This window comes from Azospirillum brasilense, from assembly GCF_008365405.1.
GTDB classification, from domain to species: domain Bacteria; phylum Pseudomonadota; class Alphaproteobacteria; order Azospirillales; family Azospirillaceae; genus Azospirillum; species Azospirillum brasilense_D.
The window spans coordinates 141,194-156,992 of record NZ_QOKV01000010.1 but is presented as its reverse complement, the minus strand read 5'-3'; the positions used below and the strand labels follow the sequence as shown (position 1 = coordinate 156,992).

Here is a 15,799-nt window from a genome sequence, read left to right as displayed (position 1 = left end):
ACTTTCGCTTACGAATTCAAACGGAATGCGTGGCGGGCGTGGCGCCGCTCAGAATTTTTGGGAGCGCCGGATCATCCGGTCGATTTCCTGCTGCACCAGCCGTTCGACGATGGTCGGCAGATTCTCGTCCAGCCACTCCTTCAGCAGCGGCTTCAACAGTTCGCGGACGACTTCCTCCACGGTGCGGACGCCGACGGGCATCGGGCCGATGGACAGGTCGTCGCCGAGCTGGCGCGCCAGATGCGTGAAATGGTGGGACGATTCCTCGGCCACCCGGCGGGAGATCAGCCCGTCATCGAGTCCCGACGGACGAATGCGTGGTCGCGGCGGAGGCGGCTCGTCGTCGTCGAAATCGTCGAAAGCCGGCGCCGGACGTTTCGCGGTCGGTCGCGGCGGCGGGGGCGGCGGTTCGGGGTCCGGCGCATGATACGCCGGCTCCGGATCGGCCATGCCGCCGAAGGACGGCTCGTCGCGCCACGGATCGGGCTCCGGCTCGTCGGGCTCGTCCCTCCCCTCGTCCTGGAGCATCTGGGTGAGTTCCAGAACGTCATCGTCGTCATCCTCCATGGGAGGCGGCGGCGGGGGCGGCGGAGGAGGTGGTGGTGGCGGGGGTGGCGGCGGGGGCGCCGCTTCCGCCTTCGCGGGTTCGCCATCCTCCGAGATGATGCGGCGGATGGAGGCGAGGATCTCCTCCATCGACGGTTCTTGCTGGCCTTTATCGCTCATCGTGGCAAACCCGGAGACGTCATCCTGACGCGGACACTAGGGCAGGACTGGGTAAAAAGCCACCAGACAAAAACGGCCCGCCGAGGCGGGCCGTTTCGATCATCCGGGGACGATCACCCTTGAAGGGGCGCTCAAGTGCGTTCACTCCGGCACGCCGGTTCCGATCCACTTGTTCCGCACCTGCTTGTAGTGCGTGTCGGCGTCGTAATACTGGACCGGCAGGTTGAGCTGCCGCGCCGTCAACTGGCCGATCGCGCCGAGGACCGTGAAAGCCTGGACCATCTCGGTCCGCTGGGCGCGGACGAGGTTGACGCGGGCGTTGAGCAGTTCCTGCTCCTGGTTCAGCACGTCAAGCACGGTGCGCGATCCGACCTGGGCTTCCTGGCGCACGCCTTCCAGCGCGATCTCGGCGGCCCGGATCTGGGAGTTGTAGGACTCAATGCTCGCCCGCGCGGCCTGCAGCCCCTGCCACGCGCTGATCGCCGCCTCAACCGCTTGGCGACGCGTGTCGTCGATCTGCAGGCGGGCCTGATTCGCCGTGTGCTTCGCCTCGCGGGTCAGCGCTTCCGGCAGGCCGGCCTGATAGAGCGGGATGGTGATCTGCGCGGTGAGCTGAGCGCCGTCCTGCCGCTTGATGTCGATGCCCGACGAACGGCCGGCGTCGATGGTGCGGTTGGCCTGCGCCGACAGGTTGGCCGACGGGAGCAGGCGGCCGAACTGCTGGTCCACCGCCTCGCGCTGCGCCGCTTCCGTGTAGGTTGCCGACAGCACCGACGGGTTGTTGGAGCGGGCCATCTCGACGACTTCGTCGAGCGTCCCCGGCAGCTTGAACTTCGGCTTCGGCGCCTTCAGCTTGCCCGGCATCGAACCGACGACGCGCTCATAGGTCGCGCGCGATGCCTGCAACGTGCCTTCGGCGGAGATGCGGGCGGCGATGGAGGCGGCCAGACGCGATTCCGACTGGCTGACGTCGGTGCGGGTGTATTCGCCGACGCGGAAACGATCGCGCGCGGCGTCGAGCTGGCGGCGCAGGACCTGCTCGTTGTTGGCCTGCAGCTCCAGCACCGCCTGATTCTGCACGACGTCCAGATAGGCCGCCGCGGCGTTCAGCAGGATCTGCTGTTCGTTGGCGAGCACGGTGGCGCGCTGGGCTTCGACGGTACGCTCGGCGCGGCGGACGGCCGGACCTACGGTCGCGTCGTAGAGCGGCTGGGTGGCGGTGACGCCGACGCTCTTGGCGTTGTTCTCGGCGCCGGTTTCGCCACCCTGAAAGGTGCTGTTGGTGGCGTTGCGGGTGATGCCCGCGGTCGCCCGCACCGTCGGACGGTAGCCGGACAGAGCCTGCGGGACGCTTTCGTCCACGGCGCGCTGGCGCGCGCGCTGGGCGGCGAGCGCCGGGTTGTTGGAATAGGCCTGCGCTAGCGCGTCTTCGAGGGATTGGGCCGACGCGGTGTCGATGCCCCCGACGAAGGCAACCCCCAGCGTGAGGGCGGTCGCCATCAAATGGCGCGCGAAACGGCTTCGCACAGTCATGTTCAATAGACCTTCATGTTCGGGTCGATTCGGCGCGCCCAGGCATCCACCCCGCCATTCAGATTGGTGGCGCGGGAAAATCCCTGGGAACGCAACCACATGGTCACCTGCGCGCTGCGTCCGCCGTGATGGCAGACGACCACGATGTCGCGGTCCCGCGGCAACTCCCCGACGCGGGCGGGCAGCGCCCCCATCGGAATGTGGAGGCTGTCGGGAAGGGCGCAGATAGCCACCTCCCCCGGTTCCCGTACGTCGAGCACCAGCGGATCGCCACCCGATGTCCGGATGCGGTCCAGATCCTCGACGTCCATGTCAAACGGCGCCGGCATGCCTTGATTCTCCGCTGCGGGCCGCAGGACCGCGGCCGGTGAAAGGCAAGGTGACAGGCTGGGGGACAAGTCGAAAAGGGCCGAAGCCCCTGGGATCACTCACTCAGAAATCAGAATACGAATTTCGGCTTGGCTTCGAAACCGGGCAGCGGGTGCGTGTGCGCCTCGAACAGCGTGCGGGCCGAGGTGACTCCGCCGCTGCGCTGATACAGCTTCACTTCGCCGACCCCGCGGTCACCGAGAACGGCGGCGACCAGCCGGCCGCCCTCGCCCAGCTGGGCCAGGATGCCCTCCGGCACCTCCGACACCAGTCCCTCGATCACGATCACGTCGTAGGGGGCCTGCTGCGGGTAGCCTTCGGTCAGCGGAGCGGTGATGACGACGGCGTTGTCGACGCCGACCGCGCTCAGCGATTCCGTCGCCTGCCGGGCCAGCTCGGCGTCGGACTCGATGCCAACCACGGTGGCCGCGAGCCGGGCCAGCACGGCGGTCGAATAGCCGGAGCCGCTGCCGATGTCGAGCACGACGTCGGTCGCGTCGATGCCCACTTCCTGGAGCATGCGGGCGAAGACCATCGGCTCCATCAGATAGCGGCCGTTGCCGATGGCGAGATCCTCGTCCACATAGGCGATGCCGCGCGCCGCCTTTGGAACGAACTGTTCACGGGGAATGTCGAGCATGGCATCGACCAGGCGCTGGTCGGTCACCTTGTTCGGTCGGATCTGCCCTTCGACCATGTTGAGACGGGCGGCGGCGTATTCGGACATGGCGGTCGCTTACAATCTGGTGGACGGAGCGCGGCGCCAAGCCGTAGTGCGCGGCCTCGCTGCCTCGTCGCGTATATATCTTCAAAGTCTCACGAACACAACGCCGCACCGGATCATCGAGATAACGCGACGAAGGCGCTTGACCACCCCCATGAACCGCAGTATACGTCCGCTCCCACGCCGCGGCGCTCCCGCTAGGGGGTGCCGGACGCAAGGATGGCGCGGTGGCAGAGTGGTGATGCAGCGGACTGCAAATCCGTGTACGTGGGTTCGATTCCCGCCCGTGCCTCCATCCTTGACCGTTGGATACCTTAGGGTTTTCAGCCTTTCGCCCTGAAGCCCGATGGCCCAGGGCACTCGATTTTCTCCCATTGCTCCCATTGCCCCCAAGGTTTCGGCCTTGCCCGGAGGTGGCCGTTCGTGGTTTGAACCGTCACCCAACGAAGCCCTTTTTCTGCCCTGCCGACTCGCCGTAGTCCTGCCCCTATCCTTCCGGGCGCGAATGGCGGGCTGGGGGTCTTGGGAGCCGAATCCGGGACGGTGCTACACTGCCCCCCTCCCTATCAATTGTGGCTCTTGCCACAGTGTCCGAGTCTGGGGGCGGTAGGCGGGGGATGCCAGCGGCGAAATTCCCGACGCTGCAAGCCGGAACAACAACGAACGACCGACCTTTGCCCCATTCTTTAAAGAAACGGGAAAGAAACGGGGCCTTCAGGAAACCCGGAGCGGTTTTGTCAGTTTGGCTAGCGGCCCCTCCCCCGCAGAAGTAAGCTGCGTGGACAAGAACGCTGGGAGGATTCCCATGGCCCGATGGATCGCGTTGTTCACCGATACGCCGGAGATGCTGGAGGTTCGTCAGCAGCATGGCGCCGCCCATCTCGCCTACCTTGATGCCAACCGCGATAAGATTTTGATCGGTGGCGGTCTCCGTCCGGAATCGGGTGCGCCCTTCGTCGGAGGCTTGTGGGTGCTCGACGTCGAGAGCCGGGACGAAGCGGTGAAACTGGTCGAGGGCGATCCCTACTATCGGCCGGAATTCAGGCGCTACGAGTTGCTGGTTTGGGGCAAGGCCATCGATCGACCGGTCACGTTGTAGCGGTTGCGAGCTGCGCTGACCTCTCCATAGACAGCGTGCTCGTGCCGGAGCGTGCATCACGCGACCGCCATCGCTTTGGCCGCCTGTGACCCGAGCCACGCCCGCACCGCCACACCTCGCCGGTGTATGCAGCGCTATGGTCAGCCCCCCACTGCTGCGCCCAATTCGCTTGGCTTGGGCCTGCTCAACCATGTTGGCATCGACCGTGTTGGCCGTCAGCCACCCGAGGTTTCATGCTCCGCGATGGTGGAGAAGCGGCAGCGTTGGAGCGCCCGCCGCAGGGCGGACACACGAATCGTAAGGCGCTCGGCTTCCCTGCCCCGCTCCGGCCGTCTTTTTTTGCCATCAAAAGACTTGGCAAGCATTGGATGGTCAGCTATACAGCCGCACACGCCGGACGTTGCATCTCGCAAGGCCGGTCAGACTGATCCCGGTTAGCTCAGTCGGTAGAGCAGCGGACTGTTAATCCGCGTGTCGCTGGTTCGAGTCCAGCACCGGGAGCCACTTCGATGAAAAGGCCGAGTCCCTGTGGGCTCGGCCTTTTCTCATAGCGGAATTCTTCTCCACCGCTTCCGGCATCATCCGAAGGAACGAGCGTTCCGACCGAAGGCCTGATGCCGCCGCATGCCTCCCGGCGTTACACTTTCATAGAATACCCTTCGAGTCGGGATTGCGCCTGTTCAGCGGTGGAGGCGACCCATGACCATTTTCCCACTCAACTTTCATTTCCTCGCGCCGAAGGACGGGACTTCACAGTCCGATGGCCGGCAAGGAGGCGGTGGCTGGGTCGGCGCGGTGGCGATCATCGCCCTGTCCATGGCGGTGGCCGTCGCCCTGCTGAGCGTCGATTGGAATCGGATGCTGTTTCGTGGCGAGGCGGTCTTGCCGGAAAACCAGCGCTCCATGGTGGTCACACCGATGCGCCGCTGAACCGAAGCGCAGAAGGGCAACCGACACCAATGCAGCCCCGTCCCGTTCGCCTATCGGGGTTGCGGGTCATCGTAGATCAGGCGGTTGTCCGCGGCCTCGCCGGCGGGGTCGCCGATGTCACGTTTCCATTCGCCGCACCAGTCGGTGGAGAGGGTGATCGGAAAGCGTCCTTCCGTATCGCGGGGGGTCACCTGCGGTGGAAAGCGGCGGCACAGGCCCTTCGGTCCCCTCTGGCGGATGCCCTGCCCTTCCCAGAACAGGCAGGTGTAGCAATTGTCGATTCGCTTCATCGTGGGGACGCGCTCCTTCCTTCAACGGCGGCGTCCCGGGGCGGCGATCCGGCCCGGGAGCGGCGGCAGTGTCGGTCAGCCGCCCCCTCCGCGTCGATGAAGAAATGCGCGCCGGTGTCGGCGGCAGCGCGTCACTCGTGCCGTGGCTTGCCTTTGCGCATGTCATCGGAGTGCTGGACGTAGAAGGCCTTGATCTCCGCATCCAGTTCGAGTTTCCGGCGCTCGCCGGGCGAACCGGCTGGCTCGTCGGCGAGACGCTGAAATTCCTCCACCGCCTGTTCGAGTTCGCGTTCGCTGTTGATGGGCATCGTCCCGTCCTTCGTGGTGTCGCTGATACGGGTAACGTTGCGCGGCGGGCGGAGGTTTCACGGACCGGTCAGAGAGGCTTCGGTCGAATCGGGGAACCCCTTGATGGAAGCGCCCCGACGCTCATGTTTAATCCGGGGATCGAGCAATCCGGCGTCCGCCCGACTCGACTCCGCCAAGGGAGGGAAAAATGACGGGTCGCTGGCGCCGCATCCCCCGGACGATGACCTTGTTTGCGACCTTCTTTGCGGCCTTCCTCACGGTGCTTCTTCCCATCCCTGCGGCGCGGGCCGACCAGCTCGACGCGGCGAAGCTGTCGGGCGCCCTGGTCCGCATCTCCGCCACCATCCTTCCCGACAGCCAGAGCGCTCGCTCGCTCGGCACGGAGCGCGAGGGGACCGGCGTCGTCATCGACGGGGCCGGACTGATCCTCACTATTGGCTACACGATTCTGGAGGCGGCGCAGCTCCAGGTCACCACCGGCGAGGGGCGCGGCTATCCCGCGGAGTTCGTGGCCTACGATCAGGCCAGCGGCTTCGGGCTGCTGCGCGCCGGCATGGGGTTCAGCGCCGCACCCGTCCGGCTCGGCGACTCCGACGCGATCAAGGAGGGGGAGCGCGCCATGGTGCTCACCCGGCAAGGGTCCACCGGGGTGCAGCCGGTGCTGATCGCCGCGAAACGCGAGTTCGCCGGTTACTGGGAGTATCTGCTGGACGAGGCGATCTTCACCACACCACCGATCATGGGTTTCAACGGCGCCGCCCTGATCGACCGCAAGGGCGAACTGGTCGGGATCGGCTCGCTGATCGTGCGCGACGCGGTTCCGGCCCATGGCGGCATTCCCGGCAACATGTTCGTTCCGGTCTCCGCCCTAAAGCCGATCCTGGCCGACCTCCTGGCGTTCGGACGGCGGCAGGAACCCGCGCGGCCGTGGCTGGGCGTCACGCTGCGCGAGGAGCAGGGCCGCCTGATGGTCGAGCGGGTCACCCCACAGAGCCCCGCGGCGACCGTGGGAATCCAACCGGGCGACATGATTGTCGGGGTCGCCGGCCAGCGGCCAAAGGGGTTGGCGGATTTCTATCGCAAAGTCTGGGGCCTGGGCCCGGCCGGCGTCACCGTGCCGCTGGAGCTGCTGCGCGGCCCCAAGCTGGAGCCGGTCGCCGTCCCGTCCGCCGACCGCTACAGCACGCTGAAGCTGAACCCGACCTTCTGAGGGAAAATCCCCGGTCGCCTCGCCCCGGACGGGCGGATGCGCTACATCCTTGGACCGTGCACGCCCCGCAAGCCAAGGAGCCCCGCCCGTGGATCATCCGGACATCGAGGTCCAAGAGAAGAAGAGAGTCTACGACGGCTATCTCAAGGTCGACGTCTACCGCCTGCGCCACAGGAAGTTCGACGGCTCCTGGAGCGGTGTCCTGCCGCCGCGGGAGGTCTGCGTGCGCGGCGAAGCCGTGGGCGTGCTGCTTTACGATCCGGACCGCGACAGCGTGGTGCTGATCGAACAGTTCCGGGTCGGCTCGGCTTCGGCCGGCGGGCGGGGATGGCTCACGGAAATCGTCGCCGGCCTTCTGGACGAGGGCGAAACGCCCGAGCAGGTGGCGCGGCGCGAGGCCATGGAGGAGGCCGGTTGCACCGTCCAGGACATCGAGACGATCTGCGACTACTATCCCAGCCCGGGCGCTTACGACGAGCATGTCACCGTCTTCTGCGGACGGGTGGACAGCCGGGGCCTCGCCGCGACGGGCGGCTGCGCGGACGAGCATGAGGACATCCGCATCATGGTCGTCCCGGCCGACGAGGCGATCCGGCGGCTCGACGAGAACACGCTCAACAACTCCATCGCCATCATCGCGCTGGGATGGTTCGCGCGGAACCGTGACCGGCTGCGTGCCCAGTGGATCGGAAAATAGAGAGGGCTGGGAAGTAGAAAGAACGAAGAAATTTCGTTCAATGCTGCATTTCACAAGCCGACCTTGAATTCCCTGGTGCGCAATCCGATAGTGTTGCCCGGTTCATCATTCGATTCGGGAGACAGTCCGTGGACATCCGCACCGGCTTCATCGGCTCCATCGGCAACACGCCGCTGATTCGGCTGGAAGGGCCGTCGAAGGCCACGGGATGCGAGATCCTGGGCAAGGCGGAGTTCCTCAACCCCGGTGGGTCGGTGAAGGACCGCGCGGCCCTGGCCATCGTCCGCGACGCCGAACGCCGGGGCCTGCTGCGCCCCGGCGGCACCATCGTGGAGGGCACGGCGGGCAACACCGGCATCGGACTGGCGCTGGTCGGCAACGCGCTCGGCTACCGCACCGTCATCGTTATGCCGGAGACGCAGAGCCAGGAGAAGAAGGACATGCTGCGCCTCGTCGGCGCCGACCTTCGTCTGGTGCCGGCGGTGCCCTATTCCAACCCCGACAACTACGTCCGCTATTCGGGGCGTCTGGCCGAGGAACTGGCGAAGACCGAGCCGAACGGAGCCGTCTGGGCCAACCAGTTCGACAATGTGGCGAACCGCGAAGGCCATCGCCTGACCACCGGTCCGGAAATCTGGACCCAGACCGAGGGGCGGATCGACGCCTTCACCTGCGCGGTGGGCAGCGGCGGCACGCTGGCCGGCGTCGGGCTGGCGCTGAAGGAGCGCAATCCGGACGTCCGCATCGTTCTGGCCGACCCGATGGGTGCCTCCCTCTACCATCACTACGCCCATGGGACGCTGAAGGCCGAGGGCAGCTCGATCACCGAAGGCATCGGCCAGGGCCGGATCACCGCCAACCTGGAGGGCGCTCCGGTCGATCAGGCGCTGCAGATTACCGACGAGGAGGCCCTGCCGGTCATCTTCGACCTGATCAAGTCGCAGGGTCTGGTGTTGGGCGGTTCCAGCGGAATCAACGTGGCGGCGGCCACCCGAATCGCCAAGGAGATGGGGCCGGGCCACACCATCGTGACGATTCTCTGCGACGGAGGGCAGCGCTACCAATCGAAACTCTTCAATCCGGCCTTCCTGCGTGAGAAGAATCTGCCCGTGCCCGATTGGCTGGATTCGTAAACGCACCCGAGGTTCCATGGAACTGATCTTCCGCGAGGACGCCTACGCCACCTCCTGCACCGCCACCGTGACATCCGCGGACGAGCGGGGCATCCGGTTGGACCGGACGGTCTTCTACCCCAACGGCGGCGGCCAGCCCGGAGACACCGGGCTGCTGCGCATCGCCGGTGCCACACTGCGTATCGTGGACACGGTGAAGGGCGACGGGCCGGACGACGTCATCCATGTGCTCGAGCCTGGGGCGCCCCTGCCCGCCCCCGGCACGCCAGTGGAAGCCGAGATCGACTGGGACCGCCGACATCGCCACATGCGAATGCACACCGCGCTGCATCTCGTCTGCGCGGTCCTGCCCGGCGCCTCGATCACCGGCGCTCAGGTCGGGGCGGAGCGCAGCCGCGTCGATTTCAACGTCCCGACCGAGGGGCTCGACAAGGAGGCCATCGCGGCGGCCCTGAACCGGCTGGTTGCCGCGGACACGCCGGTCGGCTCGCTGTGGATCACCGACGAGGAACTGGACGCCAACCCCGAGTTGATCCGCACCCTGACGGTGAAGCCGCCGCGGGGTCACGGCCGCGTCCGGCTGGTGGACATCGCCGGGGTGGACCGCCAACCCTGCGGCGGCACCCATGTGAAGCGTCTGGGCGAAATCGGCGGGCTCGACGTCGTGAAGATCGAGAACAAGGGCAAGCAGAACCGGCGCGTGATCGTCGCGCTGCGTGATTGAACGGGGAGATACTTCATGACCGAGTCGCAAACCACGCTCACCCTCCCCGGCCCGATCGTCCCGACGGCTTGGCTGGCGGAACGGCTGGGCCAGCCGGGCCTGCGCGTCCTCGACGCCTCCTGGTTCATGCCCGGTTCCGACCGCGACCCGGGCGCCGAGTTCCTGGAGCGGCACATTCCCGGCGCCGTGCGCATCGACATCGACGACGTGGCGCAGCCGGACACCCACCCCCTGCCGCACATGGTGCCGGACGAGGCGACCTTCGCGGCCAAGGTCGGGGCGCTCGGCGTCGGCAGCGGCGACACGGTGGTCGTCTATGACAGCGCTGGCATGGCCACCGCCGCCGCGCGTGTCTGGTGGATGTTCCGCCTGTTCGGGCACGGCCCCGTCGCCGTTCTGGACGGTGGCCTGCCGAAATGGATCGCGGAGGGCCGTTCCCTGGAAGCCGGCCCGGCCGACCCGGCCCCGGCGGCGTTCACGGCGGCGCTGCGGCCCGGCTTGCTGCGCCGAGCCGACGACGTGCTCGCCAACATCGACTCGCAAGTGGATCAGGTGGTGGACGCCCGCGGCGCCAACCGCTACGAGGGCGCTGTCGTCGAGCCCTGGCCGGGCCGCCGCAGCGGGCGCATCCCCGGCAGCCTGAACCTGCCCTTTACGGACCTGATCGACGCGGAGAGCAAGACCCTGCTGCCGCCGGAAACCATCGCGGAGCGGGCGAAGGGCGCCGGTCTCGACCTGGAGCGTCCCATCGTCGCCTCCTGCGGCAGCGGCGTGACCGCCTGCGTGCTGGCACTCGGGCTGGCCGCGGCCGGCAAGGAGGACGTGGCCGTTTATGACGGGTCCTGGGCGGAATGGGGGCTGCGCAGCGACCTTCCGCTTGAAACCGGGCCGGCGAAGCGGTGAGCGGTGCGCTGAGCATCCGCCATTATGAGGCGGCGGACCGCGACGACGTGGTGGCGCTGTGGACCGCCTGCAACCTCGTGGTCCCGTGGAACGACCCGGTAGCGGATATCGAGCTCGCGGTATCGAAACCGAACGCCACGATCCTGATCGGCCGCGACGGGGACCGTACCGTCGCATCCGTCATGGTCGGTCATGACGGACACCGCGGCTGGTTTTACTATCTGGCGGTCGATCCCGCCTGTCGCGGGCGCGGCCATGGCCGGGCGATGGTCCGGGCGGCGGAGGGCTGGCTTGTGGAGGCAGGCATGCCCAAGGCGCAACTCATGGTGCGCGCGACGAACCACGCCGTGGTGGCGTTCTATGAGCGGCTGGGCTATGCCACCGGTCCCGTTACCGTGATGCAGAAATGGCTGAAGACCGATTCTCCCTGACGCCGCCTCCCCGGACGTCCCTGTCGCACTCCCAGCTCGCGGCGCCGGCGCCGCCCGGCTGCCTGTCCGTCATCGTCACCTATCTGGAGATGACGACGCCACCGGCCCACGCGGCGCTGCCCCGCCCGGCGGGCGACGTGGCGCTGGTGCGGGCCAACCCGCCGACCGCCTCCTACTACCGCTATCTCTACGACACGGTGGGCGAGCCCTGGCTGTGGCACGAGCGGCGGCGGATGCCGATGCCGGAACTGGGGCGTGTCGTCACCGACCCGCGGGTCGAGATCTGGGTCCTCTACGTGAACGGCACGCCGGCCGGCTACGCCGAGATCGACCGGCGGGAGGAGGACACCGATCTGGCCTATTTCGGGCTGATCCCGGACTTCATCGGCCTGAAGCTCGGCCCCTGGCTGCTCGACACGGCGATCCGGCTGGCCTGGCAGGGCGGGACGACGCGGCTTCTCGTCAACACCTGCACCTTCGACCATCCGAAGGCGCTGCCGCTCTACCAGTCGATGGGGTTCGTGCCCTACCGGCATGTGACCCGCGAAATCCGCGATCCCCGGCTCCTCGGCTGGCTGCCGCGGACCTCGGCCCCGCACATTCCGATCAACGAGTGACGGGCCGTCCAGGTTCGCTCTTCGCCGTTCCGAACGCCGGGAGTCCGTCGCCATGACGAAGGGCATTCTGTTCGCGTTCCTGGCCTTCGCCTTCTTCGCCTGGGGCGATGCGCTGGTAAAGGCGATCGGGCATGGGCTGGACCCCTTCGAGGTCACGTTCTTCGCCTACATCCTGCCGTTGCTGCTCTCCCCGGTCTTCATGACCAGGGGCGACCGGGTCGGTGATCTGCTGCGCTGGAACCGGCCCTGGCTGATGACGGTGCGGCTGGTCTTCGTGGCGGCGTCCACCCCGCTCAGCGTCATGTCGTTCCGAAGCCTACCCTTTGCGGAAGCCTTCGCGATGATCTTCCTGATGCCCAGCCTCGTGACGCTGCTCTCGATCGTCGTGCTGAAGGAGCCGGTGCGCTGGCGTCGGCGGCTGGCCATCGGGGCGGCCTTCATCGGCGTGCTGATCGTCGCCCGCCCCGGCTTCCGCGAACTGCTGCCCGGCCATTTCGCGGCGCTCGGCTGCGCCTTCAGCTCCGCCGTCGTGGTCATCACCGGGCGGATGATTGGGCATTCCGAGAAGCGCTTCACCCTGATCGGGACGGTGTTCCTGTCGACCGCCGTCGCGTCCGGCCTGCTGATGATCCCCGGCTTCGAGTGGCCGACGCGGGAGCAGTGGATTCTGACGGTGGGCTTCGCCACCACGACCTTCGCCGCCCAGGCCCTGTTCACCCTGGCCGCCGCCTTCGCCCCGGCCGACCGGGTGGGGGCGGCCCAGTACAGCCAGATCCTGTGGGCGCTGGCCATCGGGGCGATCTTCTTCGACGAGTGGCCGGACCTGCTCTCGCTGGTCGGCATCGTCATCGTGGTCGGTTCCGGGCTGTTCATCTTCGCCCGCGAACACGCCCAGCATCCAGATCCTATCCCTGATCTCATCCCCGAGCCGGTTCCCGGCGAGGAGCCGGAAATCAGTTCAGAATCTCTCCCAGAGCCGCGACCAGAGCCCGGTTTTCGTCCTCCCGCCCGACCGTGATGCGCAGGCAGTCGGCCAGCCCGTAATCCTGGGTGGGCTTCACCAGGATGCCGCGGCGCGCCAGATGGTCCAGCACCGCCTGGACGCCGAGCGACGGGTCGGTCGGGATGCGCGCCAGGATGAAGTTGCAGACGCTGGGATAGACGCGCACGCCGAGCTGCTCCAGCTCGTGGCTCAGCCAGGGCAGCCACGCGCTGTTGTGGGCGAAGGTCGCCTCCTCATGCTCGATGTCGGCGATGGCGGCCTCCGCCGCGGCCTGGGCGGCGATCCCGACGTTGAAGGGGCCGCGCGTCTGGTTGACCGCCTCGATCACCCCCGCCGGGCCATAGGCCCAGCCGACGCGCAGCCCGGCCAGCCCATGCAGCTTGGAGAAGGTGCGCACCATCAGGACGTTGTCGGAAGACTCGACGATCTCCGTCCCGTTGCTGTAGTTGTCGCGGCGGCAATAGTCGGCGTAAGCCGAGTCCAGAACCAGCAGAGTGTGCGACGGCAGGCCGGCGCGCAGCCGCAGGACCATGTCCGACGGAATGTAGGTGCCGGTCGGGTTGTTCGGGTTGGCGAGGAAGCAGAGCTTCGTCTTCTCGTTCGCCCGGTCGATCATCGCCTCGACATCGACGACCAGATCCCGTTCCGCGGCGACGACCGGGGTCGCCCCGGCGGCGCGGATCGCCTTCATGAAGCCGCGGTAGCCGTGCTCGTGGCACAGCACTTCGTCCCCCGGCCCGGCGAAGGCCTGGGTGACGAGGTGGATCATCTCGTCGGAGCCGTTGGCGCAGGTGATGTGGCCGGCGTCCAGATCGTAGCGCCGGGCGATCGCGTGGCGCAGGCGGTCCTGCGACCAGTCGGGATAGCGGTGGATTTGCGCCGCCACATGGCGGTAGGCGGTGAGCGCCTTCTTGCCGGGTCCCAGCGGATTGACCGTCAGCGACAGATCGACCCAGGCGGCCCCGTCCTCCGGTGGTCGGGCGGGACGGTAGGGCTTGATCTGGCCAATTCCGGGACGGGGACTCAGCAGCTCCATCAGGCAGGCTCCGTTGTGCATAGCGGCAAACAGCACGAACGGACTGCATTCAACCCGAAACCGGCACAACCCGCCAGCGTTCGTTGCGGGTTGCGCTGGTTTACCGCGCCGGAACAAGCCACTCCGACGCGGTCGGCGGGTATCAGTGGTTCAGGATCTGGCTGAGGAACAGCTTCGTCCGCTCCGACTGCGGGCTGTTGAAGAACTCGTTGGGCGTGTTCTGCTCGACGATCTCGCCGCGGTCCATGAAGATGACGCGGTCGGCGACCGACTTGGCGAAGCCCATTTCGTGCGTCACGCAGAGCATGGTCATGCCGTCCTCGGCCAGACCGATCATGACGTCCAGCACCTCCTTCACCATCTCGGGGTCCAGCGCGGAGGTCGGCTCGTCGAACAGCATCACCTTCGGGCTCATGCACAGCGAACGGGCGATGGCCACACGCTGCTGCTGCCCGCCGGAGAGCTGGCCAGGGTACTTGTGCGCCTGCTCCGCAATGCGCACCCGCTTCAGGTAGCGCATCGCCATTTCCTCCGCCTCGGCCTTCGGCTTCTTGCGGACCCAGATTGGGGCGAGCGTGCAATTCTCCAGCACGGTCAGGTGCGGGAACAGGTTGAAGTGCTGGAACACCATGCCGACTTCGCGGCGGACCAGCTCGATGTTCTTCAGATTGCCGGTCAGCTCGATGCCATCGACGACGATGGAGCCCTTCTGGTGCTCTTCAAGCCGGTTCAGGCAGCGGATCATGGTCGACTTGCCGGAGCCGGAGGGGCCGCAGATCACGATCCGCTCCCCCTTGGCGACCGACAGGTCGATGTTCTTCAGGACGTGGAACTCGCCGTACCACTTGTGCACGCCCCGGCACTGGATGATCGGCTCCCCCTGGGGGAAGCTGCGCGCGGCGCCGGCGGTTTGGGCCATGGTCATCTCTTTTCCCTTTCCCTCAGCGACGGTGACCGCGATGCAGGTCGCGTTCGAGCTTTTGGCTGTATTTGGACATCGAGTAGCAGAACACCCAGTAGATCACGCCGATGAACAGGTAGGCCTCGCGGTAGAAGCCGCGCCACGCCGGGTCGGACAGCGCCGCCTTGGCGGTGCCCAGCAGATCGTAGAGGCCGATGATGATGACCAGCGACGTGTCCTTGAAGAAGCTGATGAAGGTGTTCACCAGCGGCGGGATGGAGATGGCGAGCGCCTGCGGCAGGATGATCTTGCCCATCGCCTGCCAGTAGTTCAGGCCGAGCGCGTCCGCCGCCTCGTACTGGCCCTTCGGAATGGCCTGAAGACCGCCGCGGATCGCTTCCGCCATGTAGGCGGCGGCGAACATGATGAAGGCGATCTGGGCACGCAGCAGCTTGTCGAAATTCACGCCGGTCGGCAGGAACAGCGGGAACATCACCGAGGCCATGAACAGCAGGCTGATCAGCGGCACGCCGCGGATCAACTCGATGTAGGTCACCGAAATCACGCGGATGGCCGGAAGCTGCGAGCGCCGACCGAGCGCCAGCAGGACCGACGCCGGGAAGGCCACGGACAGGCCGACCACCGAGAGCATCAGCGTCAGCGGCAGGCCGCCCCACAGCGTGTTCTCGACATAGGTCAGGCCGAGCACGCCGCCCCACATCAGCACGCCCACCGCGGTGAGGCCGGCGATCCAGACGAGGGCAAGCCAGGGCTTCCAGAAGCGGCGGTCGCAGCTCGCCAGCACCAGCGCGATGATGATCACGATGGTGATCAGCGGCCGCCACTGCTCCTCGTACGGGAAGGTGCCGAACATGACGAAGCGCAGCTTCTCGCTGACGAAGGTCCAGCAGGCGCCGCCCTCCTGCCGGCACACCTGGGGCGGCGTGCCGAAGCTGTTGGCGCTGAAGATCAGCCAGTCGAGAAGCGGCGGGATCGCCTTGAACAGCAGCCAGGCGATCAGGATGGTCAGAAGCGCGTTGTACCAGGTGTTGAACAGGTTGTTGCGCAGCCACGCCACGGGGCCGACGGTGTTGGACGGCGGACGCTCGTCGGGGATGCTTCCGGTGGGGACGTTGCCGGTATGGACGTTGTCTGTCATGGCCG

Annotated in this window: 19 protein-coding genes and 2 tRNA genes; 12 read left to right on the top strand and 9 right to left on the bottom strand. The window is 67.0% G+C overall.

What is annotated here, in order from left to right:
* Positions 1-48: 48 nt before the first annotated feature.
* The 4 genes from DS837_RS17140 to DS837_RS17125 all read right to left on the bottom strand — a co-directional run bounded on the left by DS837_RS17140 (position 49) and on the right by DS837_RS17125 (position 3,355).
* Positions 49-726 carry a DUF2497 domain-containing protein gene (locus DS837_RS17140; protein ID WP_149165867.1) on the bottom strand — a complete coding sequence of 226 codons (678 nt, stop codon included), beginning with the start codon at positions 724-726 and terminating at the stop codon, positions 49-51.
* A gap of 141 nt (positions 727-867) precedes the next feature.
* Entirely contained in the window at positions 868-2,226 is a 1,359-nt protein-coding gene (locus DS837_RS17135) for a TolC family outer membrane protein (protein WP_247889981.1), read from the bottom strand.
* A gap of 35 nt (positions 2,227-2,261) precedes the next feature.
* Complete coding sequence (locus DS837_RS17130) at positions 2,262-2,588, bottom strand: rhodanese-like domain-containing protein (RefSeq protein WP_014240448.1); 327 nt, start codon at positions 2,586-2,588, stop codon at positions 2,262-2,264.
* 110 nt (positions 2,589-2,698) lie between these two features.
* Positions 2,699-3,355 (bottom strand): protein-L-isoaspartate O-methyltransferase family protein, encoded by a 657-nt coding sequence (locus DS837_RS17125; protein ID WP_149165865.1) that lies wholly within the window; start codon positions 3,353-3,355, stop codon positions 2,699-2,701.
* A gap of 218 nt (positions 3,356-3,573) precedes the next feature.
* Here DS837_RS17125 and DS837_RS17120 point away from each other — a divergent pair.
* The 4 genes from DS837_RS17120 (at position 3,574) to DS837_RS17105 (ending at position 5,381) form a co-directional block, all read left to right on the top strand.
* Positions 3,574-3,647: transfer RNA gene (locus DS837_RS17120), tRNA-Cys, on the top strand.
* Positions 3,648-4,157: 510 nt separating this feature from the next.
* Positions 4,158-4,451 carry a YciI family protein gene (locus tag DS837_RS17115; RefSeq protein ID WP_149165864.1) on the top strand — a complete coding sequence of 98 codons (294 nt, stop codon included), beginning with the start codon at positions 4,158-4,160 and terminating at the stop codon, positions 4,449-4,451.
* 428 nt (positions 4,452-4,879) lie between these two features.
* A tRNA-Asn gene (locus tag DS837_RS17110) sits at positions 4,880-4,955 on the top strand.
* Between the two features lie 195 nt (positions 4,956-5,150).
* Positions 5,151-5,381: a hypothetical protein gene (locus DS837_RS17105; RefSeq protein ID WP_149165863.1), complete on the top strand. Its 231-nt coding sequence runs from the start codon at positions 5,151-5,153 to the stop codon at positions 5,379-5,381.
* A 50-nt stretch (positions 5,382-5,431) separates the two neighbouring features.
* Here the strand turns inward: DS837_RS17105 and DS837_RS17100 are convergent, their stop codons facing one another.
* Together DS837_RS17100 and DS837_RS32090 are read right to left on the bottom strand one after the other, a co-directional pair.
* Positions 5,432-5,671 carry a hypothetical protein gene (locus DS837_RS17100; protein ID WP_014240444.1) on the bottom strand — a complete coding sequence of 80 codons (240 nt, stop codon included), beginning with the start codon at positions 5,669-5,671 and terminating at the stop codon, positions 5,432-5,434.
* A 131-nt stretch (positions 5,672-5,802) separates the two neighbouring features.
* A complete protein-coding gene (locus tag DS837_RS32090) occupies positions 5,803-5,979 on the bottom strand; it encodes a hypothetical protein (RefSeq protein ID WP_170295887.1) in 177 nt (58 codons plus the stop codon).
* Between the two features lie 188 nt (positions 5,980-6,167).
* On the opposite strand from DS837_RS32090, the gene DS837_RS17095 reads away from it, so the two are divergent.
* From DS837_RS17095 to DS837_RS17060, 8 genes are all read left to right on the top strand, one after another.
* Positions 6,168-7,190 carry a S1C family serine protease gene (locus DS837_RS17095; RefSeq protein ID WP_149165862.1) on the top strand — a complete coding sequence of 341 codons (1,023 nt, stop codon included), beginning with the start codon at positions 6,168-6,170 and terminating at the stop codon, positions 7,188-7,190.
* 88 nt (positions 7,191-7,278) lie between these two features.
* Positions 7,279-7,887 carry an NUDIX domain-containing protein gene (locus DS837_RS17090; protein WP_149165861.1) on the top strand — a complete coding sequence of 203 codons (609 nt, stop codon included), beginning with the start codon at positions 7,279-7,281 and terminating at the stop codon, positions 7,885-7,887.
* Between the two features lie 128 nt (positions 7,888-8,015).
* Complete coding sequence (locus DS837_RS17085) at positions 8,016-9,020, top strand: cysteine synthase A (RefSeq protein WP_149165860.1); 1,005 nt, start codon at positions 8,016-8,018, stop codon at positions 9,018-9,020.
* Positions 9,021-9,036: 16 nt separating this feature from the next.
* Complete coding sequence (locus DS837_RS17080; protein WP_149165859.1) at positions 9,037-9,744, top strand: alanyl-tRNA editing protein; 708 nt, start codon at positions 9,037-9,039, stop codon at positions 9,742-9,744.
* A 15-nt stretch (positions 9,745-9,759) separates the two neighbouring features.
* Positions 9,760-10,647 (top strand): 3-mercaptopyruvate sulfurtransferase, encoded by an 888-nt coding sequence (sseA, locus tag DS837_RS17075; protein ID WP_149165858.1) that lies wholly within the window; start codon positions 9,760-9,762, stop codon positions 10,645-10,647.
* On the top strand, positions 10,644-11,078 hold the full coding sequence (locus DS837_RS17070; RefSeq protein WP_149165857.1) for a GNAT family acetyltransferase: 435 nt from the start codon (positions 10,644-10,646) through the stop codon (positions 11,076-11,078). The genes sseA and DS837_RS17070 overlap by 4 nt, the downstream gene beginning before the upstream one ends.
* Complete coding sequence (locus DS837_RS17065; protein ID WP_149165856.1) at positions 11,054-11,695, top strand: GNAT family N-acetyltransferase; 642 nt, start codon at positions 11,054-11,056, stop codon at positions 11,693-11,695. The genes DS837_RS17070 and DS837_RS17065 overlap by 25 nt, the downstream gene beginning before the upstream one ends.
* Before the next feature lie 52 nt (positions 11,696-11,747).
* A complete protein-coding gene (locus DS837_RS17060) occupies positions 11,748-12,713 on the top strand; it encodes a DMT family transporter (protein WP_149165855.1) in 966 nt (321 codons plus the stop codon).
* Here the strand turns inward: DS837_RS17060 and DS837_RS17055 are convergent.
* From DS837_RS17055 to DS837_RS17045, 3 genes are all read right to left on the bottom strand, one after another.
* Positions 12,649-13,734: a pyridoxal phosphate-dependent aminotransferase gene (locus DS837_RS17055; RefSeq protein ID WP_149165854.1), complete on the bottom strand. Its 1,086-nt coding sequence runs from the start codon at positions 13,732-13,734 to the stop codon at positions 12,649-12,651. The two genes, DS837_RS17060 and DS837_RS17055, sit on opposite strands and share 65 nt — an antisense overlap.
* 142 nt (positions 13,735-13,876) lie before the next feature.
* Complete coding sequence (locus DS837_RS17050; RefSeq protein ID WP_149165908.1) at positions 13,877-14,653, bottom strand: amino acid ABC transporter ATP-binding protein; 777 nt, start codon at positions 14,651-14,653, stop codon at positions 13,877-13,879.
* 22 nt (positions 14,654-14,675) lie between these two features.
* Positions 14,676-15,794 (bottom strand): amino acid ABC transporter permease, encoded by a 1,119-nt coding sequence (locus DS837_RS17045; protein ID WP_149165853.1) that lies wholly within the window; start codon positions 15,792-15,794, stop codon positions 14,676-14,678.
* Between the last annotated feature and the right edge of the window lie 5 nt (positions 15,795-15,799).